Raw genomic sequence first — 24,298 nt, forward strand, 5'->3', positions numbered from 1 at the left:
GCGAAGGTAACGGCCAAGACGAACATCAGGTGACAGCTATGACGAACTCAGACACCTTCGATGCCGTCGTCGTCGGCGGCGGCCCCGCCGGCGCCACCGCGGCGACCGATCTGGCCCGGCGCGGGCGCCGGGTGCTGCTGCTGGACCGCCCCGGGCGCATCAAGCCCTGCGGCGGCGCCATTCCGCCGAAGGCCATCGAGGAGTTCGAGATCCCGGACTCGCAGCTGGTGGCCAAGATCAGCTCCGCGCGCATGGTGGCGCCGAGCGACCGGCACGTGGACATGCCGATCGACGGCGGCTTCGTCGGCATGGTGGACCGCGAGCCCTTCGACGAGTGGCTGCGCGAGCGCGCGGCGGGCGCCGGCGCCGAGCGGCGCCATGGCACCTTCACCAAGCTGACCCGCGATACAGACGGCACGGCGCTGATCCATTATCGCCCAGCCGAGTCTGCGGACCGAAACGAAGACATCGCGGTGCGCGCCAAGGCCGTCATCGGTGCCGACGGCGCCATGTCCGCGGTGGCCAAGCAGTGCATTCCCGGCGCCAAGGAGCTACCCCACGTGGCGGCCTACCACGAGATCGTGCGCTCGCCGGCGCCCACCTCGGGCAAGGGCCTGCACGATTTCGAGCCGAGCCGCTGCGACGTTTACTATCAGGGCAAGCTCTCGCCGGACTTCTACGCCTGGATCTTCCCGCATGGGGAGACCACCAGCATCGGCGTCGGCACGGAGCTGAAGGGATTCTCCCTGCACGACGCGGTGGACCAGCTGCGCAAGGAGACCGGGCTCGATCAGTGCGAGACGCTGCGCCGCGAGGGCGCCCCCATCCCGCTGCATCCGCTGCCCAAATGGGACAACGGCCAAGACGTGGTGCTGGCCGGTGATGCCGCCGGCGTGGTCGCACCGGCCTCCGGCGAAGGCATCTACTACGCGCTGGTGGGCGGACGGCTCGCCGGGGAGGCGGTGGAGGAGCTACTGGTGACAGGCCAAGCCAAGGCGCTGGCCATGGCGCGCAAGCGCTTCATGAAGCAGCACGGGCGGGTGTTCTGGATCCTCGGGATCATGCAGAAGTTCTGGTACAAGAGCGATAAGCGCCGTGAACGCTTCGTCAGCCTCTGCGACGATCCGGACATCCAGCACCTCACCTGGCAGGCCTACATGCACAAGAAGCTGGTGAAGGCCAAGCCGGCGGCGCACGTGCGCATCTTCTTCAAGGACATGGCGCACCTGCTGGGCGTGGTGTCGCCCTGGCGCAAGAAGGCCGCAGCCGCCGATAGCGAAGCCACGCGGCTGCCCTCATCCTGACGCGCCCGCTGCGCGCGGGACAGCCCGGCGGCCGCAGTTGGCGGGCCCGCGCGTGGCGGGCCCGGGGCGCGCTCAGCCCTGGTCCTTCTTGGTGGTGTCGATGTTGAGCGGTAGGTAGGCGAAGCAGGTGCGCCGCCAACTGGTGAAAAGCAGGATCAGCGCCACGGCGACCAGCAGCATCTGCAGGCCCATACCGGGCACGAAAAAGCTCAGGATCATGATCACCGCGGCGGCGATGAGGCGGATGGTGCTGTCTCGCTGACCGACGTTCTTGGGCAAGGCCATGGGGTTTGTACTCCGTGGTAAATGAGAATGAAAACAGCCGGGCGCCCGGGCACGGCTGAGCCTGTGTTGTTCGACAGGCCCGAGCGCGCTTCGGTGCCTGAGGTGACTCCAGCGCCCGAGTGTAGCAGAGCGCCGAGCGACAACCTGTGCGCCTGTGGAAGCGGCCTGTGGCCGCGACACGCGCGCGAGCGCAGCCGTCGCGGCGGGGCGCCGCTCCCACAGGGAGCCCTGCGGATTCGCGTTTTGTCCGAGCGCCCGGATACCCTAGTATCCCCACGGCGGCTAGGGCATGACCGCCAGCGCCCGGAACGGCCTGCCCGCTCAAGCTGCGACCACGGCGGCAGGTCGGGTAGGCGACCACGTCACTCGAGACGCGACTGTCAGCATCTCAGCCAGCCCGGCGCCCGCGCCACCGAGCAACCCGCCCCGCAAGCCCAACCTGTCCAGAAGCACCGAAGAGAGTCCAGACATGAAGAGCGTGATGAACTGGATCGTCCGCCTGCCATTCGCGGACGCCGGCACCGAGCAATTGCCGCTACCCAAGCTGCTCCGGCTGTCGTTGTTCCAGGTGTCCGTGGGTATGGCCATGGTGCTGCTCTACGGCACCCTGAACCGCGTCATGGTGGTGGAGCTCGGCGTCTCCGCCTGGCTGGTGTCGCTGATGGTGGCCTTGCCCTTGGTGTTCGCGCCCTTCCGCGCCCTCATCGGCCATCGCTCGGACTATCATCATTCCGCCTTCGGCTGGCGACGGGTGCCCTACATCGCGCTCGGCAGCATGCTCCAGTACGGGGGCTTCGCCATCATGCCGTACAGCATCCTGATCCTGTCGGACGAGACCAACCAGCTCATTTTCGTCGGCCAGTTCTTCGCCGCCGTCTCCTTCCTGCTGGTGGGTGCCGGCCTGCACACGGTGCAGACCGCGGGCCTGGCGCTGGCCACGGACCTGGCGCCGCAAGACAAGCGCCCTCGTGTGGTCGCCCTGCTCTACGCCACGCTGCTGCTCGGCATGGGCGCGAGTGCGCTGCTCTTTGGCCACCTGCTGGAGGACTTCTCCCACAAGCGCCTGGTGGAGGTGGTGCACGCCGCGGCACTGGCCACGCTGGTGCTCAATTTCATCGCCGCCTGGAAGCAGGAGTCCATCGATCTCAAGCGCGCAGTGGCGCAGATTCCGCGCCCGCCGTTCAAGGAGACCTGGCAGGCCTTCATGAAGGGTGGGCGCTCGGCGGGGCTGCTCATCGCCGTCGGGCTCGGCACCGCCGGGTTCAGCATGCAGGAGATCCTGCTGGAGCCCTATGGCGCCCAGGTGCTGGGGCTCACCGTCAGCGAAACCACCAGGCTCACCGCCATCCTCGCCGGCGGCACCTTCCTGGCCTTCGTGCTGGCAGGCTTCGTGCTGAGCCGCGGCGGCGACGCCTACCGCCTTGCAGCCTTCGGTACTGTCGTCGGCATCGGCGGCTTTCTGCTGGTGATCTCCGCAGCCACGGTGGAGTCACCGTTGGTGTTTCGCATCGGCACCGGCTTCATCGGCTTCGGCAACGGACTGCTCGGCGTCGGCACGCTGACCGCCGCCATGGGCTTGGCCGAGCGTGGCCATGCGGGCCTCGCGCTCGGCGCCTGGGGCGCGGTGCAGGCCACCTCGCAGGGCGTGGCCATTGCACTGGGTGGCGCGCTGCGGGACGTCACCACCGGGCTCGCGGTGGGCGGCTCCCTCGGGCCCGACCTCACCGAGATCTCCGTCGGCTACCGCTTCGTCTACATCATCGAGGTGGTGCTCCTCGCGGCGGCGTTCATCGTGCTGCTGCCCTTGGTGCTGCGCGCCCGCCGCGACCGACAGCAGGCCCGCCCCGCCGAGGGCCAGTTCGGACTCGATCAGATGCCCTAGCCTAGGCGTCAGCCCCCAGCGACCCCCGGCCGAGCATCCGCGAGGCCGTGGGGGCACACCCCGCCCGCGCACCCTCCGCGCCCGCGAGCCGCCAGCATCTCCGCCGGCGCGGCGCCGCCCGTCAAGCGACGGCATCGGCATCGAAGCCGCCGGTGCATGACGGCTAGCTGCTCGGATTGCACCAATCCTTGGCTCCTCACAATGCAGGCCGCCGAGCCTCAGTGGGTGGAGATTTCCTGAGCGCACAAAGTATCGGCCCGGTGCCGACGCGGGCGCTGCTCCCGAAGCGTTGGGAGCGGCGCCCGGTCGACACCGGGCCTTGTGCGGCGCATCAGCTGAGATGCGCAGCCGGCGGCCTGGGGCTTTGGTCCGATGGACTGCCTTCAGGCCGCCGCAGGGTCGGCTCCGCAGAGCCGAAGCGGCTGCTTGCTTGCTGGGCCTGGCTTATTGGGCCTGGCTTATTGGGCCGGAGCAGCCGGAGCGGCCGGCGCTTCCACAGCCGCCGGAGCCTCAGCGACCTGCACGCTGTCCTTGAAGCCGTAGCCCGGCAGAGCCAGCGCGTAGGTGTGGATCATCCACATCTGCACGAACAGGATGAAGAAGAAGGGGACCATCCAGGTGGCGGGGTTGATCACGGTCCAGATCTTCCAGTCTTCTTCTGGATGATCAGGCTCGGCGATCTTGGGGTCGGCCATCAAATACGGGACTTTCATCGGGATCTCCTCGTTGCGAAACCTTGGCGCGCTGAGCGCGTTGGTCGGTGTCAGTCAGAGCCAGGGCTGGCTCAGAAACAGGGTTCAGAACCGGTGGTCAGGAGCTTTGCTCAGAACCAGGGCTGATAGACCCAAGTGACCACGTGGACGACGGTCGCGATCATGACCCAGCTCCACACGCCATGCTTCCAGTGCTCGTGGAATTCTTTTGCTTGCTCGTCGGTGAGGCCCGACAGGTTCTTGGATTCGGCCATCGAAATAACCTCCGGTGAGGGATTTGATTCGAGTGCCGCCCGGCGGATCCGAACGGGACACTCCGATGTGCGGATGACGGCTGCGCTCACTGGGGATGCCGGGCATCCAGGGCGTTTGTCGCGATCCACGAGTGTTAGTTTAACCTGACAGCTCTATGTGTCAAGGTCGATTTACAGATTTTTTTTACGGTTGATGTTCGAAGACGGCCAGGAGGCGATTCGCACGACCGCGCTGCAACCCGCTGGGAGCGACATCCCTGCCGCGACCGGCTCCGGCGCCTCTGGAAGTCCTCGCGGCCAGAGGCCGCTCCCACAGTGACCGCGCGCATGGGAGCGGCTTCCCTGCCGCGATGCGGCAGAGGCTGTTGTCGCGGCCAGAGGCCGCTGTGCACGGTGAGCGCGCGCGTGGGAGCGGCATCCTTGCCGCGACTGTTGCCGCAGGGGATCTTGTCGCGGCCAGAGGCCGCTCCCACGGGGGATCAGGCTGATTGCCTGGCGGGAGTGCCAGCGCGCCTTGGGTCCTTGGCAGCGCTGCTTTTACGCTGCTGCACTCGCAGGCTACTGCTGTGAGCAGAATCGGCGCTGGCGAGCGCCCGTGGCGGGCGCGGCCGGCTAGCAGCCGGCAAGCCCGGTGATCAGAGGACGAGCGGACCCTCGAGGTCGACGGTCGGGATGGGATTCTCGCGCAGGCCCTCGGCGGCGAGGATGCGGTTGGCGGCGATGCGCCCGGTCATGGTCGCGGCCTCCATGAGGTTGGCGGGGACCTCGAGCCGCACGAAATCGCCGGCTAGGAAGAGGTTCGGCACCTGGGTCTCGATGCCGGGGCGGTCCTGGTAGTCGCCGGGGGCCCAGCGCGGGAAGTTCTGCTGCATGGCGTAGACGTCATAGAGCACCTTGGCGCCCTTGAGCTGGGGGATCAGCTCGTCCAGCTCCGCGCGCATGATGCGCTTGATCTCGGCCTCGTCGATGACGTTCTCGGGCTCCACGGCGTAGGCGTGCAGCTCCAGCACCGAGCCCCGGTGGCGCCGCGCCCAGTCCTCGTACTCGGGCTGCATCTGGGAGTAGATGGCGATGCTGTCGGTGTAGCGCCAGCCGCTCACGGTGTAGAAGGGCACGGCCATGGGCGGGCATTCGCGGTCCAGCCACAGGCGCCAGACGATGTAGGGGTCGGCGACGCCGAGCCCCGCGACACTCTGCACGAAGCCGCGCTGGGGCAGCTCGGAGCGGGCGACGATACCCTGGAGCCCCGGTACATCGCAGGCGAGCACGAAATAATCGGCCTCCAGCTCCGGCGTCTTGTGCTCCGCCCGCGGCTGAAAGGTGACCTGCTCGCTCGCGTCCGCCACGGCGTCCAAGGCCACCAGCGGCACCACCGTCGGGCCCTCGGTGGGCTTGCCTTCGGCGTCGTACTTGGCGCCATGGCAGGGGCAGGCGAAGCCGCCGGTGGCCGCATCCAGCCCCACTGGACAGCCCATGTGGGTGCAGCGCCCGGACAGCGCCCGGTAACCGCCGTCCGCCTCGCGCTTGGCGTAGTAAAGGTTCGCGCCCTGCCAGAAGGGGGTCCACTGCGTGCCGATGTCTGCCGCCGGCACGCTGTGCGGGCCGTCGAGGATGTCCCCGGGGCGCTTCATGACGAGCTTGCGCACGCCGCCCTCGCCCGCCACCAGCCGGTCCGCTTCCACGCCGGTGATCACCCGCCCGCCCAGCTCGCTCAGCTGCTGGGTCATGGGCGTAACGACCGAGGTCATGGCGTCGTCGATGGTCTGGTCGTAGCCCATGCCATCGGGGTTGCCGAGGAAGAAGAAGTGGAAGAACTTCATGCCCTCGGCGGCCGAGTACTGGTCGAACTGATTGAAGGAGGTGTGCGCGAAGGGCTCGATGATGGTGTCCACCATCGGCTGATTGACACGCTCGCAGAAGGTCTTGAAGTCGATGTCGTCGAACTTCGCGAAGGTGCGCTCGGGGTCGTAGCGCATCAGCTCGTAGAGCTTGCCGAAGGGGTTGTTGAAGTCCAGGATCGACACCGACTTGGCCTGGTTCACCACTGCGAACAAGTTGAACGGAAACAGCGTCGTGGTGTTGGTGAAGCTCTCGGTGCCCTTGGCCGGATCTTTGAAGATGACGGGATAGTCCAGCACGGGCTTGAAGTTGCCGCGCAGGCCCATCTCGTCCAGCAGACCGTTCAGGTTGTAGTACTGATTGAAGAATCCGTGGAAGCCGTGCTCCATAGCCATGGTCTCGCCGTTCACATCCACATTCCAGCCGGTGAGGCGCCCGCCCAAGTTGTCCGCCCGCTCCACCAGGGTGACCTGGAAGCCGCGCTTTAGGAGCTCGTAGGCCGCCGCCATGCCGGCGAGCCCGCCGCCCACCACCACCACGCGCTTGTTTTCCGCCGGCGCCATGGGCAGCTCGGCGTTGTTGTCGGCGGCATAGGGCAGCACCGTGCGGCGGGGCTGGATGGCGTAGAGGCCGGCGGCCCCGAAGGCTGTGCCGGCCGCGGCGGCGATGCCGGCATTGCGGATGAAGCGACGACGTTGCATGGGCTTGGACTTCCTGACGACGAGGGGCGGCGCTCACAGGCAGCGCGCGGGGGACGGGAGCCGGGCGCCGCCGAGGGATGCTGCGGCGCCTGCTGATCAGACGCGAGTCTAGGGTGCGGCATCGCCGCCCCGCGCTGACGACCATCAACCTCCTTGGCTCAGCACGGGCGTTGTGCAGACTGCGGCGGCGCTGCGTTGACCCGCCGCAAGAAAGGTCGCTGAAGGCGCCGCCGCAGTCCCTGGGCCGAGGCAGGCGCAGGCCATGTCCATGCTAGGCTTGCGGGATCAACCCGGTGGTGCGCGGCCGAATCCATCGCCGTCCGCCGGTAAGACGCGCGTGTGCTTCCTGCAACCCCGTCAAGGGCGTAGCCGCAGTCGGGTTGGCGATAGGGTAACCCGAGCTGCCGCCACCCCGGCCCCACCCGCACCCGTGCAGACGCAGGTGCGCCGCCAGTTTCAACTAAGCAGGAGCCCAGCATGGCCCAACCGACGCCCAACGCCTTCGATGCGGACTATCTCTTGGTAGGTGGCGGGCTCCAGAACGGGCTGATCCTGCTGGCGCTAGCGGCACGCAAGCCGAACGCCTCGGTGCTGCTGCTGGAGCAGGGGGAGGTTATCGGCGGCAACCACATCTGGTCCTTCCAGGCGCAGGACCTGCCCGAAACCGCGCTGGACTGGGCCCGGCCGATCATCGAGTACGAGTGGCCCGGCTATCAGCTCTACTTCGACGACTCGGCGCGCTGGGTGCAGGGGGCCTATCGGTCACTGAGCTCCGAGCACCTGCACCGGCTGGTTATGGACGCCGCCGCCGGATCGGAGCGCATCGACGTGCGGCTCGGCACCGCTGTGTCCGGAGTGGACGGCCACAGCGTCGGACTCGCGGACGGGACCCGGCTGCGCGCCCGGGTGGTAGTGGATGCCCGCGGTCCCGAGGCGGCCCGGCCCATGGGCGGGGGGCGCTTCAGCGGCGGCTATCAAAAATTCGTCGGCTTGGAGTGCCGACTCACGACGCCGACGCATCTCACCGCGCCGATACTGATGGACAGCCGCTGTACTCAGCGCGACGGCTTTCGGTTCCACTATGTGCTGCCTTTCGCGCCGGACCGGGTGCTCATCGAGGACACCTACTTCTCCAACGCACCGGACCTGGACGTGGACGCCCTGCGCCGGGACATCGTCGCCGAGGCCCCACGGCTGGGCCTGCAAGTCGCCGAGGTCCTGCGCACGGAGGTCGGCGTACTGCCCATGCCCGCCTGGAGCCATTTTCGGGCCCCGGACGCGAGCCCCGTCACCGGCGGCTATGCCGGCGGCTGGTTCAATCCGGGCACCGGCTATTCACTGGCGGCGGCGGCGCGGCTCGCCGAGCATTTGTCGGCGGTGCCCGTCGCGGACACCTTCGGCCCCGAATGGCATCGGCTCACCCGCGGCATGCGCATCCAGTCGCATTTCCTGGCCTTCCTGAACCTGCTGATGTTCGGCTTCTTCCACGGCGCCAAGCGCCGGCGCCTGATGGAGCGCTTCTACATGGTCTCGGACCCGGTGATCCACCGCTTCTTCGCCATGCGCAACAACCCCATCGACATGTGGCGGATCATGTACGTCGGTGCGCCCTGGACGCCGAAGGGCTGGGCCAAGCGCGCGGAGCGGCCGGTGGAGGTCCAAACGGCCGCCTCATCAGCGGAGTGACGGGCGCCCTTCGCAACAGAAGGCTCGCGCAAAAACGCGGAGGCCCACCGCGTCCCGACATCCGCATAGCGGAACGAGTCGCAGCCATCAGGCTCAGCGCGGTTGAGTGAATCCGCAGAGGGGAGATAGAGACGCGGTGACGGCCGTCACCGCAACATCCATGTCGCCAAGTTCCTTGCGGCCTGCGGCGCGGCGCTTCGGCGCTCTTGCTGCCGCAGGCCCCGCCGGTCGCGTCGTTGTTCGTGGGCTGTCCGTATTGCGCGGACGCGCCCAACGCGGCCGGTAGACGGCGCGCGGTCCTTATTGGACCTGAACCTGCGCGACCTTCTGCTCCGGCGCCGGCTGCACGACGGCGGCGGTCTCGTTCACCCGCACGCTGTCCTTGAAGCCGTAGCCCGGCAGGCCGAGCGCGTACCAATGCACCATCCACATTTGGACGAACAGGATGAAGAAGAACGGCACCATCCAGGTCGCGGGGTTGATCACGGTCCAGATTTTCCAGTCTTCTTCTGGATGATCAGGCTCGGCGACGGACGGGTCAGCCATCAAATAGGGAACTTTCATCAATATTCTCCTCGTCGTTCAGAAATCAGAACCAGGGCTGGTAGACCCAGGTGACCACGTGGACCACGGTCGCGATCATGACCCAGCTCCACACGCCGTGCTTCCAGTGCTCGTGGAATTCTTTTGCTTGCTCGTCGGTGAGACCCGACAGGTTCTTGGGGTCGGCCATCGAAATAACCTCCGGAACGTTACGTCACTATCGGCACTTGAAGGTGCCGCCAAGGCCCGCCGGCGTTGAGGCCGCCCGCCTGCCAAAAGCCGTGGGCTTGAGCGGTGGGCCGGCCACGACGACGTGGCACAGGTGTTAGTCTAACCTGACATCCAGATGTGTCAAGGTCGATTTACACAAAATTTTGGGGTTGAACGTCGACGCTCGCGCGCGGGAACCGACCGGCATGTCCGGCGCCGCCACTGCGCCGTCCGCACGGCTCCTGTAGCGCTGCCGCAGGTCGCGACGCATGAGGCTCGGCAAGCAGCCGCAGCGCGGCGAGCAGATGAGTGCTGCCCTGACACCGCGCCGACTGTAGCCGCCTGCGTGTCGGGCCTACCGACGTCGAGCCGGCCTACAGCTTTGCGGGCCCCGGCCGGCGGCAAGCAATGACTGGCCGATCTCGCATGCGCATGCGGGCTTGCGCGGCGCAATGCGCTCGACGGGCTCAGGGAGCCCCTGGCATCGGCCGGGGACCGGCGCGCGGGCTGGCCGGGTATCACGCGCGCAGGAGCCGCGCCGCCCTGATGACGGACGGCGTGCAGCGGTGGAGAAATGGCGATTGGGGGTGTCGGCGAAGCCGTCGGGGAAACCGCTGCGGCCGAAAAAGGCAGGACCTGCCAAGGCCGACAACAAGGACGATGGCCGCCTAGCTCGCGAGAGCGCCGCCCCTGACTCGTCCGTCGCTGCCGAGACCTCGTGCACGGAGACCGGCGCTGGCGCCCGGCGGCATGCGCCGGGCAGAGCGGGGCCGGCCGTTACCAGGCGTTGAACCACCACTTCGCCATGAAGACGGCACTGACGAAGATCAGCATGGCCGTTGCGCCAACCTTGCCAAAGAACAGCGCGTTGCTGAACATGGCGCGCCAGACGCCGGCGATGGCCTCAGCGCCGCCGTCCATGGGCTGGCCCTGCCGACCGAAGCCCAAGCCCCCACCGCTGCTGGTCTTCTGCGCCTGGGCCGGCGCCGGCGCCGGATTGGAGGCGCTCTCCACCCGCGGCTCGGCGGCGATGAGCGCGTAGGGCTCGGTACGGGACACCTTGAAGAACTCGATCTCTGACTCGGCGCCCGCCTTCTCGATGACGACGAACTCGGTGTCCGCCGCCAGCTGCTTGTCTTCGGCGAACATCAGCGCGAAGGCCTCCATGTCCTCGGCTTCGCTGATGTATTCCCATGCCTTGATCTTCTCGGGCCAGGTTCGTCTTGCTGCGTATCGCATGGCTCGCTCCTCTCTCGATGGAAACCCTTGTCGCACAGAAAGCGCCGGCGGCTCCCCAAGCCCTCGCGGCCCGTGCTCGAGCATACCCCGGCTGCTCGGGGGATCTCGGCAGGGGGGTCTCCGCATGGTTGCTTGCGCCCCGTCACTTGGGGCCCCCGACGGCTGTCGTGTAGACTGGACACGACTAGGTGTCTAGAAGGATAGACACTTGAGTGAAGACTACAGCAAAACAGGGTCAAGACGGCATGCCCGGGCTCAATAAACGTGTGATCATCATCGGCGCCGGCATGGGCGGCCTCGCTGCCGCCCTCAAACTGGCGCTGGCCGGCGTGGACGTCACCGTCCTGGAGGGCGGCCACCGTCCCGGCGGCAAGCTGCGCGAGCAGCACAAGGGCGACAAGTCCTTCTACACCGGCCCCACGGTGCTGACCATGCCCTGGGTGTTCGAAGAAATCTTCGCAGAGGCCGGCGCCGACTTCCGCGAGCGGGTCAAGCTGCATTGCTCCGACGTGCTCGCCCGCCACGCCTGGAGCCGCGACGAGCGCCTGGACCTCTACGGCGACCACGAGCGCTCCGCCGAAGCCATCGCCGAGTTCGCCGGCGCCGCCGAGGCGGACGGCTTCCGCCGCTTCGCCGCCCATGCCAAGCGCGTCTACGAGGCGCTGGACGAGCCCTTCATCCGCTCGTCCCAGCCCACGCCCATCAGCATCTTCGGGCGCTTCGGCTGGAACGGCCTGAGCGAGCTCATGCGCATCAAGGCGGTGTTCACCCTCTGGCAGGCGCTCGGGCAGTACTTCAAGGACCCACGCCTGAAGCAGCTCTTCGGCCGCTATGCCACCTATGTCGGCGCCTCGCCCTATCGGGCGCCGGCGACGCTGATGCTGGTGGCGGATGTGGAAAGCCGCGGCGTCTTTGCCGTGGACGGCGGCATCCACCAGCTGCCGGAGGCCCTGGCGGCCCTCGCCGAGGAAAACGGCGCGAGCGTCCGCTACGGCGCCAAGGTGGCAGAGATCCTGGTGGACAACGGCAAGGCATGCGGCGTGCTGCTGGACGACGGCGAGCGCTTGGACGCCGACGCCGTCATCTGCAATGCCGATGCGGCGGCGCTCGGCGCCGGCCTGTTCGGCGAGGAGGCGCGCGCGGCGGTGGCGCCGATCCCGGCCGCCAAGCGCTCGCACTCCGTGGTGACCTGGAACCTGGTGGCGCGCCCGCAAGGCTTCCCGATGCACTACCACAACGTCTTCTTCCCGCCGGACTACAAGGCGGAGTTCAAGGCGGTCTTCGACGAGCTGCATCTGCCCCGGGACCCGACGGTGTATATCTGCGCCCAAGACCGCGGCGACCCGGACGCGCCGGCGCCGACAGCGCCGGAGCGCCTGCTGCTGGTGGTGAATGCCCCGGCCCGCGGCGACACCGAGACCATCCCGGAGGCCGAGATCCGCCGCTGCGAGGCGAGCGTCATGCACTTGCTGGAGCACTGCGGCCTGACCCTGGCCGACAGCGAAGAGGTGGCCGTCACCACGCCCACCCATTTCGAGCAGGCCTATCCCGCCTCGGGCGGGGCCGTGTTCGGGCGGGTCAATCACGGCTGGTGGGGCTCCTTCGACCGTCCCGGCGCCGTCACCAAAATCTCCGGTCTCTACACCGCCGGCGGCAGCGCCCATCCTGGTCCAGGCATCCCGATGGCGTCCATTTCCGGGCGTCTGGCGGCGGACCGGGTGCTGTTGGACCTCGGTGCCGGCAGCGGGCGCAGCGCGAGCTGAGCATCAGGCTGCGCGACGCCGCCCACACGCCGATGCCCGAGGACCAGCGCGCCCCTTCGCCGGCGCTTCTCTCCCGCACCGCCGCCGCCGATTGCGGCGGCGCAGGCGCCGGCCCATGCCGGTACCGACAACCGGCACATTGCCATGGCTGAGCACCACGTCGTCATCATCGGCGCGGGCATGGGCGGCCTTGCCGCCGCGCTGCGCCTCGCCACCCGCGGGGTGCGGGTCACCTTGCTGGAGCGCGCATCCAAGCCCGGCGGCAAGATGCGTGAGGTGGCCGTCGACGGCGCCCTGGTGGACTCCGGGCCCACGGTGGTCACCATGCGTGAGGTGTTCGAGGACCTCTTCGACGCCGCCGGCGCGAGCCTCGGGGATCATCTCGACCTGCGCCAGGCGGATGTCCTCGCCCGCCACGCCTGGAGCGCCGACGAGCGCCTGGACCTGTACGCCGACATCGAGCGCTCGGTGGAGGCCATCGGCGACTTCGCCGGCAGCCGGCAGGCACGGCTCTTCCGCGATTTCTGCGCCCGCGCGGACGACATGTTCCGTACCCTGGAGCGGGCCTTCATCAACGAAGCGGCACCGACACCGCTATCGCTGGTGCTGGACTCGGGGCTCATCCCGGTCGCGCGGCTCAAGCCCTACTCGACCCTGTGGCAGGACCTGGGGCGGTTCTTTCCGGATGAGCGCCTGCGCCAGCTCTTTGGGCGCTATGCCACCTATGTCGGCTCCTCGCCCTTCCGGGCGCCGCCGACGCTCGGCATCGTCGCGCATGTGGAGCTGGGCGGCGTCTGGCTGGTGGAGGGCGGCATCCACCGGCTGCCCGCGGCGCTGGCGGCCCTGGCCGCCGAGCGCGGCGTGAGCCTGCGCTTCGGTAGCGCCGTCAGCGAGGTGCTGGTACAGCACGGCCGTGCCGCCGGCGTGCGCCTCGCCAACGGCGAAGAGCTGGCCGCGGATGCAGTACTGTGCAACGCCGACAGCGCCGCCCTGGCGGCCGGCCTGTTCGGGCGCAAGCCAAAGCGTGCCGTGCGCCGGCACGGCGTCAAGGCGCGCTCGCTGTCGGCGGTGACCTTCAGCATCAACGCGCCCACGTCCGGCTTCCCGCTGGTGCGGCACAATGTCTTCTTCAGCCGGGACTACGCGGGCGAATTCTCGGCCATCTTCGAGCAGGGCCGCATTCCGGACGAGCCCACGGTCTACGTCTGCGCCCAGGACCGCAACGACGCCGGCACCGACCCCGGCGGCCCCGAGCGGCTGTTTTGCCTGGTGAACGCCCCGCCGCGCGGCGACATTCAACCCTTCGACGCCGGAGAAATCGAGCAATGCGAGGAGCACACCTTCAACCTCCTGGCCCGTTGCGGCCTGCAGGTGGACCTGGCGCCGGAGCGCCGGGTCATCACCACGCCGACGGAGTTCGAGCACCTGTTCCCGGCCACCGGGGGCGCGCTGTACGGGCGCACGTCCCATGGCTGGCAGGGTCCGTTCAGCCGCTCGGGGGCGCGCTCGAAGGTGCCGCGACTATATCTGGCGGGGGGCAGCGTGCATCCGGGTCCGGGGGTGCCGATGGCGGCGATCTCCGGGCGCCTGGCGGCGGAGGCAGTGCTCGAGGACCTGAGCTCGACCTGAGCGTCCCGCCCCGCGGCTATGCCTGGTGGTATGTCGACGCCCTGAGCGACGACGGCAAGCACGGGCTGACCCTCATCGCTTTCATCGGCAGCGTCTTCTCGCCCTACTATTTCAAGGGCCGCAAGCGCGGCGCCGAAGACCCGCGGGACTATGTCTCCCTCAACGTCTGCCTGTACGGCGAGGAGCGGCGCTGGACCATGACCGAGCGCCGCGCCGGCTCGCTCGAGCAGAGTGCATCGACGCTCGGCATCGGTCCGAGCCGCCTGCACTGGGACTGGGACCAGGGGCTCACCGTGGCCATCGACGAGATCGGCACGCCCATCCCCCAGCGCGTGCGCGGGCGGGTGCATGTGACCCCGCATTTCATCAACGAGCGCGTCTTCACGCTGGACGAGGCCGGCCGCCACCGCTGGCGCCCGGTGGCCCCGAGCGCACGGGTGGAGGTGGAGCTCCAGAAGCCCGAGCTGCGCTGGAGCGGCCACGCCTACTTCGACCGCAACTGGGGCGACGAGCCCATCGAGGACGGCTTCGTCTACTGGGACTGGTCCCGCGGCGAATTCGCCGAGGAAGAGAGCGCCATCCTCTACAACATGGACCGCCGCCAGGGCGGGCCGAAGCAGATGGCGCTGCGGTTCTCGCCGCAGGGGGTCGATGAATTCGAGCCGCCGCCGAACCACCGCCTGCCGCGCACCCCCATCTGGCAGGTGCCCCGCGGCAGCCAGGCGGATGCCGAGCGCCCGCCCAAGGTGACCAAGACGCTGGAGGACACGCCCTTCTACTCGCGCTCGGTCATCGACACCCATCTGTTGGGGCGGCCGATCACCGCAGTGCACGAAAGCCTGTCCCTGAACCGCTTTCGCTCCCCCATCGTGCAGCACATGCTGCCGTACCGAATGCCGCGGCGGCGGCGGTGATGCGGCGCTGACCCAGGCCCGACCTCATGCAGGACATGGCAGACGTGCTCGGGCCCCTGTTTGCCGGGGCCCTGCGCTCCGGGCTGGTCATCGACCTGATCCTCCTACTGGTGCTCGCCGAGGCGGCGCTGCTGTGGTGGCTCGGGCGCCGCTTCCGGCGCGGGCCGGGCCTCGGCGCCGTCTGGCCGACGCTGGTCTCCGGCGTGCTGCTGCTGTTGGTGGCGCGCGCCGCGCTCACCGGGGCCGGGTGGGCCTGGATCGCGCTGCTGCTGGCCCTGGCGGGGTTGTCGCACGTGCTGGATCTGGTGCTGCGCGGGCGCTCCGGCCCCTCGTAGCCCAGCACGGCATCCATTCGGAGACGGATGCCGGGGAAGACGGATGGCCGCCGTCGACGCCGTTGCATCGTCCTCTTCAGCGGTACTAAGCCACACGCGAAAGTCGTTCAAAGACCGGATGTAGGCTCACCGCTTGGTGGACTGCGCTGCGCTTGTCCACCCTACGGCCTGCGCTTCGCTTGGTCCAAGCCCGGAGCTTTGTCCTTTTCGGGTCGTGCGTGGCGACAGGATCCCGTTATCGGCCCACGAGGCGCACCTTGCCCTCGGCATCCACGATGGCCCTGGGCTTGGGATTCGGGTCGTAGACGATGGCCTCGGCGCCGGGCCCGCTGGCCACAGGGTTGCCGGCGGCGGCCCAGTCCGCGTAGCGCATGGGCAGCAACCGCACCGCGCGATAGCCCCAATCCACTAGCTGCCGCGCGACCTGCGGGGCGTCGTCGCCGTAGAGCACGATGGGGGCCTTGGGGACGGGCGGAAAGCGCTCCCTGCTCGCGGCCAGGTCCTCGCCGGGGATGTTCACGGCGCCGGGAATATGGCCGGCTCGGGCGTCCCGGGTGGCGGCGATCGAGGTTCTCATACGACCCTCCGTCGGTCCATGCCCAAGGCGCGGGCGCAACATGCCGCGCCCGGGCCTTATCCCATACAGTCTTAATGGTAATACCAGGCCGGGTTTTGACAATGCCGCCGCACGCGGTCGCAGATCAGCACCGATGGGCGCGTCACGGCCTTTGACGAGCCAGTTGCCCCGGGCCGGCAGTCCGACCGCTGCGCGCTCGGCGGACTGAGACGGTTGAATTCGCCGGGCGGTTTCCTCAGGGTCGGTCGGGTTGGAAACGAGCAGTTTTCAAGCCGTCGAGCCCAACCCATCCGGAGGTCCCACATGACTCTGAGCACGCTGCGCCACACCGCCAAAACCATGGTCGAGCCCGGCCAGGGCATCCTCGCCATGGACGAGAGCACACCCACAGTCGGCAAGCGCCTCAAGGCTGTGGGCGTCGACAACACCGAAGACAACCGCGTCGCCTACCGCACCATCCTGCTCGGCACGCCGGGCCTCGGCGACTACATCAGCGGGGCGATCCTCTACGACGAGACCATCCGCCAGTCGACGACCGACGGCGAGCCCTTCCCCGAGCTGATGCAGCGCCAGGGGATTATGCCCGGCATCAAGGTGGACACCGGCGCCAAAGACCTGGCGCTGAGCGGCGGCGAGAAGGTCACCGAAGGCCTGGACGGCCTGCGCGACCGGCTCGCGGAGTACGTCGGCTTCGGCGCCAAGTTCTGCAAGTGGCGCGCCGTCATCGCCATCGACGAGGAAAAACCGAGCCGCGCCTGCCTGGAGGCGAACGCCCATGCGCTGGCGCGCTATGCGGCCCTGTGCCAGGAGGCCGGACTGGTGCCCATCGTCGAGCCGGAGGTGCTGATCAACGGCGCGCATACCATCGAGACCAGCTTCGATGTCACCGTCGAGACCCAGCGCCAGGTGTTCGAGCAGCTCTACCGCCAGGGCGTCCACTTCGAGGGCATGATCCTGAAGCCCAGCATGGTGATCTCCGGCACCGATTGCCCGCAGCGCGCGGGCGTCGAGCAGGTGGCCGAGCAGACCCTGCGCTGCCTGCAGCAGACGGTGCCGGCGGTGGTGCCGGGCATCGCCTTCCTCTCCGGCGGCCAGAGCGATGAGGAAGCGACCCAGCACCTGAACACCATGAATCAGATGGCGCGGGAGCTGTCCCTGCCCTGGCAGCTGACCTTCTCCTACGCGCGGGCGCTGCAGAACCAAGTGCTGGAGACCTGGCGCGGCGATGCCGCCAAGGCGGAGCAGGCGAGCCAGGCCCTGCTGCATCGGGCCAAGCTGAACGCGCTGGCCAGCCGCGGGGAATACACACCGGACCTGGAGCGTGCAGCGGCCTGACCCGGCCGCGGCCGTGGCCCCTCAGCCCGCGGCGCGGGCGACGGGGTCACGGTCGTCGCCGCGGCGCCAGATATAGAGCGCCGGGATGGCGAGGGTCGTGAGCAGGGTCGAGGAGATCAGGCCGAAGAACAGCGAGGTCGCCAGCCCTTTGAAGATCGGGTCGACGATGATGAACAGCGCCCCGATCATGGCCGTCACGGCGGTGAGCAGGATCGGCCGGAAGCGCACCGCACCGGCCTCGATGACCGCGTCGCGCACGCTGGCGCCGGCGGCCCGGCGCGCCTCGATGAATTCGATCAGCAGCACCGAGTTACGCACCACGATGCCGGCCAGGGCGATGAAGCCGATCATCGAGGTCGCTGTGAACTTGGCGCCGATGGCCCAATGCCCGACGATGATGCCGAGCAGGGTCAGCGGCACGGGCAGCATAATCGCCAATGGCAGCTTCAGCCGGCCGGAGCGGCCCACCACCAGGGCGTAGATCAGCAGGAAGGCGCCGATGAAGGCGAGGCCCATGTCCCGGAAGGTGGTATAGGTAATCTCCCACTCCCCATGCCAGAGCAGCACGGGCCCCTCGGGCGCCAGCGGCTGGCCGCGCAGGCGCACGTCCAGCTCCGCGCCCGCCGCCTGCAGCGCGTCCTGGACCTGGAGCATGCCGTAGATGGGGGCCTCGCGCTCGCCCGCCAGCGTCGCCTGCACCATGACCAGGCTGCGGCCGTTGCGCCGGAACACGGGCCGCTCGGTGTGCCGCCTCGCGACGTCCACCACCTGCCCGAGCTCCACCAAGCCCTCCGCCGCCGGGACCGGCGCCGACAGCAGCGCGTCCAGCTCGCCGCGGTCGCGGCGCGCCAGCTCGATGACCACGGGCCAGGCACCTTGGGCCGGGCGATCCGTAGTCGGCTCCAGGACACGGCCGCCCAGCAGGACGCCGAGCTCGCGCAGCACGGCGCCTTCGGAGACGCCGAGGCGCGTCAGCGCCGCTTGGTCGGGGCTCAGCTGCAAGCGCTCGCGGCGCACGCCGATGCTGTCGTCGACGTCGACGACGAAGTCGACCTCGGTAAAGGCCGCGCGCACATCCCGGGCGGCCGCGCGCCGGCTTTCGGCGTTCGGCCCATAGACCTCCGCCAGCAGGGTCGCGAGCACCGGCGGCCCCGGCGGCACCTCCACCACCCGCATCGCCGTGCCCGCCGGCGCCGACACGCCGTCGATGCGCTCGCGGATGGCAAGCGCGATGGCGTGGCTGCTGCGTGCGCGATCAGCCGCCGGCAGCAGGTTGACCTTGATGTCGCCCTGAAACGGCAGCTCGCGCAGATAGTACTGCCGAATCAGGCCGTTGAAATTGAACGGCGCCGAGGTGCCGGCATAGCGCTGCAGGCTGGTGATCTCCGGCACCGGCGCCAGGCGCTCGGCGATGGCCCCCAGGACACGGTCGGTCTGCTCCACCGTGGCGGTCTCGGGCAGGTCGACGACGACCTGAATCTCGCGCTTGTCATCGAACGGCAGCAGCTTGACCGTCACCGCGGAGACGGCGAACAGGGCAAGGGACCCGAGCGTCGCCAACAGCACCGCCAGCAGGAACAGCGCCGCCCGGCGGCGGGTGCGCAGCACGGGCTCGGCGACGCGCCGATACAGTGTCCCGAGGGGCCCGCCGCTGCTGCTCTCGCCGCCGCCGTCGCCCCGGCGCCCCAGCAGCCGCGGCCAGGGCGCGCGCAGACGGCGCAGGCGCAGCAGCAGCCAGGGGGTGGCGCTCAGCGCCACGGCCGTGGAGAAGATCACCGCCGCCGACGCATTGGCCGGAATCGGCGCCATGTAAGGGCCCATCAGACCCGTCACTGCCAGCATCGGCAGCAGGGCCGCGATGATGGTGAGCGTGGAGATGATGGTGGGGTTGCCGACCTCGTCAACGGCTCGCACGGCGCTGGCCGCGGCCCGGGCGCTGTCCTCGGGCGGCGCCCCGGCCCAATGGCGGGTGATGTTCTCGACCACCACGATGGCATCGTCCACCAGGATGCCGATGGCGAAGATGAGCGCGAACAGGCTGACGCGATTGATGGTGTAGCCGAAGGCCCAGAGGGCGAAGAAGGTGAGCAAAATGGTGGTCGGGATCACCAGGCCGACGACGATGGCTTCGCGCAGGCCGACGGCGACCGCGATGAGCAGGACAATGGTCAGGGTCGCGCCGATGAGCTGCCACAGCAGTGCCCGCGCGTTGTCGTTGGCGCTCTTGCCATAGTTGCGCGTGACGGTCACGGTCATTCCGTCCGGGATCACCTGATCACGCGCCGACGCCAAGACCTTGAGCGCCGCCTCCGCCACCTCGACGCCGTTGGCCCCCGGGCGCTTACCCACGGCCAGCACCGCCGCCGGTCGCGCCTGCGACGAGCCGTCGCTGCCCGTATCCCGGTGCCACACCAGCGGCCCCGGCTGCGGCGGGGCGACCAGCGTGCGTGCCAGGTCGCGCACATAGACCGGCCGGCCGTCGCGGCTGGTGACCACCAGATTGCCGATGCTGGCGGGGTCGCGCAGCCCGCCGCCGAGCTTCAGCGCTTGACGCCCCGCCTGCGGCGACAGCAGGTCCCCGGCGGAGAGGTTCTCGTTGGCGGCGGCCACCCGCTCGGCGAGGGCGCTGGCGCTGACGCCCCAGCGTGCCAGGGCACGCGGGTCCGGCTCGACGCGGACCTGTGTCCCGCCGGCGCCCACCAGATAAGTCAGGCCGGCGCGGTCGATGCTGGCCATACGCCAGCGCAGCTCCTCGGCCACATCCCAAGCATCGGCGCGGCTGTAGCGGTCTGCCGCCGCTGCGGTGGGTGCCACGGTCAGCGTGACCACGGCGACGTCCTCGATACCGCGGGCGACGATCAGCGGCTCCGGGATGCCGGGGGGCCGGCGCTCACCGTTGGCGCCGATGCGCTCGATCACGCGCAGCGCGGCATCGTCACTGCTGGTGCCGGGATAGAAGCGGGCCGACACCACGGCCTGGTCTTCGCGGCTTCGGGAGTAGACGTGGTCGACGCCTTCGATGCCGGTGACGATGTCCTCCACCGGCCGCGTGACCGTCTCGAGCACATCCTGTGCCGACAGGCCCGGCGCCGGCACGATGACCTCCACCAGCGGCACCGGAATCTGCGGCTCTTCTTCCCTTGGCACCTGGCTGATGCCGATCACGCCCAGCACCATGGCGATCAGGATCAGGATCGGCGTCACTGGGTTGTCGATGAAGCCTGCGCTGATGCGCCCGGCCAAGCCCAGTGGAGCCGCCGCTGCGCCGTCGTCCTGGTCGGTCATGGCTGGATCAGGCGGTCACCGGCGCGCAGGCCGGACAGGACGGTCACCCGATCGCCACGGCGGGCGCCGAGCTGCACGAGGGTGCGGCCACCAGCGACGCGTCGCACGAAGGTGAGGCCGTGGCGCTGGGCGATCAGCCGCTCGGGCACCAGCAAGCGCTCGACCTCGTCCAGGGTCAGCTGCACCGACACCCGGCGCCCCACCGGCAGCGCCGGTTGGTCCTCGGGCAAGCGCAGATCCGCCTCGATCCGCCCTTGCCGGACGTCCGGATAGAGCTTCAGGAGCTCGGCGGGTTGCGCGCCGGCCGGCGTTCGCAAAGTCAGCGCGCTGGCGCGTCGGAACCGGCGCAGGTGGCGCTCCGGTGCCGCGACGCGGATCACCGCCGGTGCCGCGGCGATGCGCGCAACCAGCCCGCCGGGCTGTAACGGGCTGCCGTTGGCGGGCAGGACCTCGATGACCCAGCCTGCGGCGGGCGCCGGCACCTCGCCGCGGCGACGGCGTGCGCGGAGCGTGTCGATCTCGGATTCCGCCGCTGCAACGGCATTCTCGGCAGACACGGCCGCCTGGCGCGCATCGTCGAGCTGGGACTGACTCATGACCTCCTGATCGCGCAGCTCTTCAGCGCGGGCGAGGGCGCGGCGGGTGCGACGCTGCCGACTTTCGGCCCGGCCCAGCTCGGCCTTGGCGGCATCGATGCGGGCCGCCAGCTTGGCGGGCTCCACCCTGGCGATGACCTGGCCATCTTCGACGCTGTCACCCTCGTCGACGTCCAGCTCGCGCAGCAAGCCGGCGATGCGCGTGCGCGCCTCGGGCCGCTCCACCGGCTGGACCTCGGCCTGCACGACGCGGGTCACCGCCACCCGTTCCGTTGTCACCACATACTCGGCCTGCTCGTCCCCGTCACCGCCAGCAGCGCCCGCCGGCACGCCAGTGACCGCGACCAGGCTGGCGAGCAGCAATGCAGTCGACGCACCCCGCCCGCCGGCGATACTCGGCCGACCATCGGCTGCCCCGGGCTGCCGCAGCATGTAACGGGCTCTATGAGGACTTGGCACGATCACGCACAGCAGGAAGCAAAGGGCATACCCGCTGTGCGCGTGCCGCTCGCGAGCCTGATCGGTGCCGGTCTCGGTGCGCCTACCCGAAGACTCGGTGGTTTCGACCGGCCGCCCGGGAATGGGGGATTTCCCAAGCCGGTGCGGCATATTCACCGGCGCGCATGACGCCGGCGGCGTGCGCGGGCGCCGCCGGTGCAAGCCCCCAGGGTAGGGGTCAGCCGGCGAGGGTCTCCACCTCGAAGCCGACGACGCGGCGCTGCTCGCGGCTGAATTCGACGCCGATCAGGTGAATCGGCTGGCCGCTGCCGCGGTAATGATCGGCATAGCCGCGTGCCTTGAGCTGCGCCAGCGCGCCGCCCTCCGCTGCCAGCTCCACGACCTTGAATTCGAACAGGTAGATCTGCGCGTTGAAGCGCAGCGCCATGTCCAGGCGACCGGCGTTGCTGGATTCTTCCGGAGTCAGATCCAGCCCGAGGCTCGCGAAGTAGGCATAGAAGACGCTGGCGTAATAGCCTTCGTACTTGGCGATCGGGTTGTTCCGGTACCAGTCGTGGGGGATGCTGGCGAAGAAAGCGGTGAACAGGGCCTCCATGCCGGCGAAGTCGTTGGCCTGCAGCAGCTCGCCCAGGCGCTGTTTCTGGCGCAGTACGGCCTGGGCGTCGGCAGTCCAGGCCTTGAGCAGGCTGTTGCTCAAGCTCTGGTAGACCTCGCGGTTGGGATAGCGCAGCCGGTAGCGATATTCGCCGAAGACCTCTTCTTCGCGCGCGATGGTCAAATAACCGGTCTGCCACAGCAGCGCCTCGGTGCTGATGTGGCCGACGTCGAAGGCGGACAGCATGGCGGAGTCCGCCTGAAGCTGGCCAAGCTGCGGCAGCCAGGCCTGGCGCTCGGTGAGCACGTCGATCAGGAAGGTCGGCGTCGCGGTCTCGAACCACCACGCACGGAATCGGCGCTTGTCGAACAGCAGCAGCACGTCGAAGGGGTTGTAGACCGCGTCGCCGGTCCAGTTGTAGCCGTTGTACCAGGTGCGGATCAGGTCGCGATCGAGGCCGTCGAGCTCCGCGGCGAAAATCTGGTCCAGATCGGCCTCGGTGTAGCCGCAGATGGCCGAATACCTGGCATCGACGGTGATGTCGTTGAGGTTATTCAGCCCCGAGAACAGGCTCACCTTGCTGAACTTGCTCACCCCGGTCAGGAACGCGAAACGGATATGGGCGTCGGCACCCTTGATGACCGAGTAGAGGTTACGCAGACCGTCGCGGTTCGCACGGGCAATGTCGGGGCGAGTCAGGTTGTCGAGAATGGGCTTGTCGTACTCGTCCACCAGCACGACGACACGCTCGCCATGCCGCCGGTGCGCCTGGCGGATCAGCTCGCCGAAGGCGCCGGCGATGTCGAGGTCCGCCGGGACTTCCACGTCCAGGCCCTCGGCGTTGATGCGCAGCAGGTCGCGAATGCGCGCATCCAGCTCGGCGCGCCCCGTGAGCACGCCCTCGGCGAAGCTGAGCCGGATCACCGGAAAGCGCCGGCCCCAGTCCCAGCGCCCGTGGGCTTCTAGGCCCCGAAACAGCTCCTCCGTACCGCTGAACAGCTCCGCCAGCGTATCCAAGAACAAGGACTTGCCGAAGCGCCGCGGCCGGGACAGGAAGTAGTATTTGCCTTCATCGACGAGGCGCAGCGCGAAGCCGCTCTTGTCGACGTAATAGCAATCCTCCTCACGGATTTCGCGGAAGGTCTGGATGCCGATGGGCAGGCGCTTGCGGGGCATGGCGGCGGCAAAAGCGGCGGTGGCAATGGCCGCAGTGTAGCGCGTCGTTCGGCTGTGCAGCTGCCAGCCGGGGAGCTCCGGGCCGGCTTGATTGCCGGGTGTCCCAGCGTCGGCCAGACCTACGGCCCTAGCCCCTAGCCCCTAGCCCCTAGACCGCCTGCATGCCGCGGCGCTTGAGCCGGTCCGGCTCCACGTCCAGCGCCGCCATCTCCGTGCGCACCGCCTGCTCGATGCCGGCGGCGTCCAGGCCGCAGACGCCCATCTGCTCGTCATGGCCGCCCTGCTCGACACAGGCGTCGGGCAGCCCGAGATGCAGCACGTGCACGGTCACGCCGTGCTCGGCCAGCAGCTCCGAGACCGCCGAGCCGGCGCCGCCGGCGACGGTGTTCTCTTCGATGGTCACCAAGAGCCGATGGCGGTCGGCGAGCTCGAGGATCAGCGCCTCGTCCAGCGGCTTGACGAAGCGCATGTTGGCCACGGTGAGCCCGAGCTTGCGCCCGACCTGCTCGGCCGCCTGCAGGCGGCTGCCGAAGGCGAGCAGGGCGGCGTCTTGGCCCTGTTGGCGCAGCTCGCCTTCGCCGATGGTCAGGGGGCCGGCGCTCCTGTCGAGCTTGCGGCCGGGGCCGGTGCCGCGGGGGTAGCGGATCATGGCCGGGCCGGGGTAGTCGTAGGCGGTGGTGAGCAGCCGGCGGCATTCCTGCTCGTCCGCCGGGGCGGCGATGATGAGGTTCGGCAGGGGGCGGGCGTAGCTGAGATCAAAGCTGCCGGCGTGGGTGGCGCCGTCGGCGCCCACCAGGCCGGCGCGGTCGACGGCGAAGGTGACGTCGAGCCCTTGCAGGCAGACGTCGTGCACCAGTTGATCATAGGCGCGCTGCAGGAAGGTGCTGTAGATGGCGACGACGGGCTTTAAGCCTTCGCAGGCCATGCCGGCGGCGAGGGTGACGGCGTGCTGCTCGGCGATACCGACGTCGAAGTAGC

20 protein-coding genes are annotated in these 24,298 nt (G+C 69.0%); 8 read left to right on the forward strand and 12 right to left on the reverse strand.

Annotated elements, in window-relative coordinates:
- Positions 1-38: 38 nt before the first annotated feature.
- Positions 39-1,304, forward strand: coding sequence for a geranylgeranyl diphosphate reductase (locus tag CKO31_RS12955; RefSeq protein WP_200238060.1), 1,266 nt, complete (start codon positions 39-41; stop codon positions 1,302-1,304).
- 72 nt (positions 1,305-1,376) lie between these two features.
- On the opposite strand, the gene CKO31_RS12960 is transcribed toward CKO31_RS12955, so the two are convergent.
- On the reverse strand, positions 1,377-1,589 hold the full coding sequence (locus tag CKO31_RS12960) for a YgaP family membrane protein (RefSeq protein ID WP_200238063.1): 213 nt from the start codon (positions 1,587-1,589) through the stop codon (positions 1,377-1,379).
- Between the two features lie 469 nt (positions 1,590-2,058).
- Here CKO31_RS12960 and CKO31_RS12965 point away from each other — a divergent pair, with 469 nt between their 5' ends.
- A complete protein-coding gene (locus tag CKO31_RS12965; protein WP_200238064.1) occupies positions 2,059-3,471 on the forward strand; it encodes a BCD family MFS transporter in 1,413 nt (470 codons plus the stop codon).
- Positions 3,472-3,929: 458 nt separating this feature from the next.
- Here the strand turns inward: CKO31_RS12965 and pufA (CKO31_RS12970) are convergent, their stop codons facing one another.
- The 3 genes from pufA (CKO31_RS12970) to CKO31_RS12980 all read right to left on the reverse strand — a co-directional run bounded on the left by pufA (CKO31_RS12970) (position 3,930) and on the right by CKO31_RS12980 (position 6,978).
- Entirely contained in the window at positions 3,930-4,184 is a 255-nt protein-coding gene (pufA, locus tag CKO31_RS12970; protein ID WP_200238067.1) for a light-harvesting antenna LH1, alpha subunit, read from the reverse strand.
- A gap of 110 nt (positions 4,185-4,294) precedes the next feature.
- The gene (gene pufB / locus CKO31_RS12975) at positions 4,295-4,438 is read right to left on the reverse strand and encodes a light-harvesting antenna LH1, beta subunit (RefSeq protein ID WP_200238069.1); all 144 of its coding nucleotides are present in this window, start codon (positions 4,436-4,438) and stop codon (positions 4,295-4,297) included.
- A 635-nt stretch (positions 4,439-5,073) separates the two neighbouring features.
- Positions 5,074-6,978, reverse strand: coding sequence for an FAD-dependent oxidoreductase (locus CKO31_RS12980; protein ID WP_200238071.1), 1,905 nt, complete (start codon positions 6,976-6,978; stop codon positions 5,074-5,076).
- 477 nt (positions 6,979-7,455) lie between these two features.
- On the opposite strand from CKO31_RS12980, the gene crtY reads away from it, so the two are divergent.
- The gene (gene crtY, locus CKO31_RS12985) at positions 7,456-8,664 is read left to right on the forward strand and encodes a lycopene beta-cyclase CrtY (RefSeq protein WP_200238073.1); all 1,209 of its coding nucleotides are present in this window, start codon (positions 7,456-7,458) and stop codon (positions 8,662-8,664) included.
- A gap of 300 nt (positions 8,665-8,964) precedes the next feature.
- Here crtY and pufA (CKO31_RS12990) read toward each other — a convergent pair whose 3' ends face one another.
- The 3 genes from pufA (CKO31_RS12990) to CKO31_RS13000 form a co-directional block, all read right to left on the reverse strand.
- Positions 8,965-9,228, reverse strand: a complete 264-nt coding sequence (gene pufA / locus CKO31_RS12990) for a light-harvesting antenna LH1, alpha subunit (RefSeq protein ID WP_200238075.1) — start codon at positions 9,226-9,228, stop codon at positions 8,965-8,967.
- A gap of 25 nt (positions 9,229-9,253) precedes the next feature.
- Entirely contained in the window at positions 9,254-9,397 is a 144-nt protein-coding gene (gene pufB, locus CKO31_RS12995; RefSeq protein ID WP_200238077.1) for a light-harvesting antenna LH1, beta subunit, read from the reverse strand.
- 797 nt (positions 9,398-10,194) lie between these two features.
- Positions 10,195-10,656, reverse strand: a complete 462-nt coding sequence (locus tag CKO31_RS13000; protein WP_200238079.1) for a hypothetical protein — start codon at positions 10,654-10,656, stop codon at positions 10,195-10,197.
- Between the two features lie 245 nt (positions 10,657-10,901).
- Here CKO31_RS13000 and crtD (CKO31_RS13005) point away from each other — a divergent pair, with 245 nt between their 5' ends.
- The 4 genes from crtD (CKO31_RS13005) to CKO31_RS13020 all read left to right on the forward strand — a co-directional run bounded on the left by crtD (CKO31_RS13005) (position 10,902) and on the right by CKO31_RS13020 (position 15,297).
- Positions 10,902-12,419: a 1-hydroxycarotenoid 3,4-desaturase CrtD gene (gene crtD, locus CKO31_RS13005; protein ID WP_200238104.1), complete on the forward strand. Its 1,518-nt coding sequence runs from the start codon at positions 10,902-10,904 to the stop codon at positions 12,417-12,419.
- Positions 12,420-12,563: 144 nt separating this feature from the next.
- Complete coding sequence (gene crtD, locus CKO31_RS13010; RefSeq protein WP_200238082.1) at positions 12,564-14,048, forward strand: 1-hydroxycarotenoid 3,4-desaturase CrtD; 1,485 nt, start codon at positions 12,564-12,566, stop codon at positions 14,046-14,048.
- Positions 14,049-14,131: 83 nt separating this feature from the next.
- Positions 14,132-14,962 carry a carotenoid 1,2-hydratase family protein gene (locus tag CKO31_RS13015; protein WP_498370614.1) on the forward strand — a complete coding sequence of 277 codons (831 nt, stop codon included), beginning with the start codon at positions 14,132-14,134 and terminating at the stop codon, positions 14,960-14,962.
- A 26-nt stretch (positions 14,963-14,988) separates the two neighbouring features.
- On the forward strand, positions 14,989-15,297 hold the full coding sequence (locus CKO31_RS13020) for a hypothetical protein (RefSeq protein WP_242475346.1): 309 nt from the start codon (positions 14,989-14,991) through the stop codon (positions 15,295-15,297).
- Positions 15,298-15,532: 235 nt separating this feature from the next.
- On the opposite strand, the gene CKO31_RS13025 is transcribed toward CKO31_RS13020, so the two are convergent.
- Positions 15,533-15,874, reverse strand: a complete 342-nt coding sequence (locus CKO31_RS13025; RefSeq protein WP_200238084.1) for a rhodanese-like domain-containing protein — start codon at positions 15,872-15,874, stop codon at positions 15,533-15,535.
- A gap of 303 nt (positions 15,875-16,177) precedes the next feature.
- On the opposite strand from CKO31_RS13025, the gene CKO31_RS13030 reads away from it, so the two are divergent.
- Entirely contained in the window at positions 16,178-17,209 is a 1,032-nt protein-coding gene (locus CKO31_RS13030) for a class I fructose-bisphosphate aldolase (protein WP_200238087.1), read from the forward strand.
- A 21-nt stretch (positions 17,210-17,230) separates the two neighbouring features.
- On the opposite strand, the gene CKO31_RS13035 is transcribed toward CKO31_RS13030, so the two are convergent.
- The 4 genes from CKO31_RS13035 to CKO31_RS13050 all read right to left on the reverse strand — a co-directional run.
- Positions 17,231-20,494, reverse strand: coding sequence for an efflux RND transporter permease subunit (locus tag CKO31_RS13035; protein ID WP_200238089.1), 3,264 nt, complete (start codon positions 20,492-20,494; stop codon positions 17,231-17,233).
- A complete protein-coding gene (locus CKO31_RS13040; RefSeq protein WP_200238092.1) occupies positions 20,491-21,522 on the reverse strand; it encodes an efflux RND transporter periplasmic adaptor subunit in 1,032 nt (343 codons plus the stop codon). Before CKO31_RS13040 ends, CKO31_RS13035 begins: the two co-directional genes overlap by 4 nt.
- Positions 21,523-21,766: 244 nt before the next feature.
- A complete protein-coding gene (locus tag CKO31_RS13045; protein ID WP_200238093.1) occupies positions 21,767-23,320 on the reverse strand; it encodes an ATP-binding protein in 1,554 nt (517 codons plus the stop codon).
- A gap of 148 nt (positions 23,321-23,468) precedes the next feature.
- Positions 23,469-24,298 (reverse strand): transketolase C-terminal domain-containing protein (locus tag CKO31_RS13050; protein WP_274607750.1); only part of this gene is annotated, 830 nt, incomplete at its 5' end.

This window comes from Thiohalocapsa halophila, assembly GCF_016583825.1.
Classification (GTDB): Bacteria; Pseudomonadota; Gammaproteobacteria; order Chromatiales; family Chromatiaceae; genus Thiohalocapsa; species Thiohalocapsa halophila.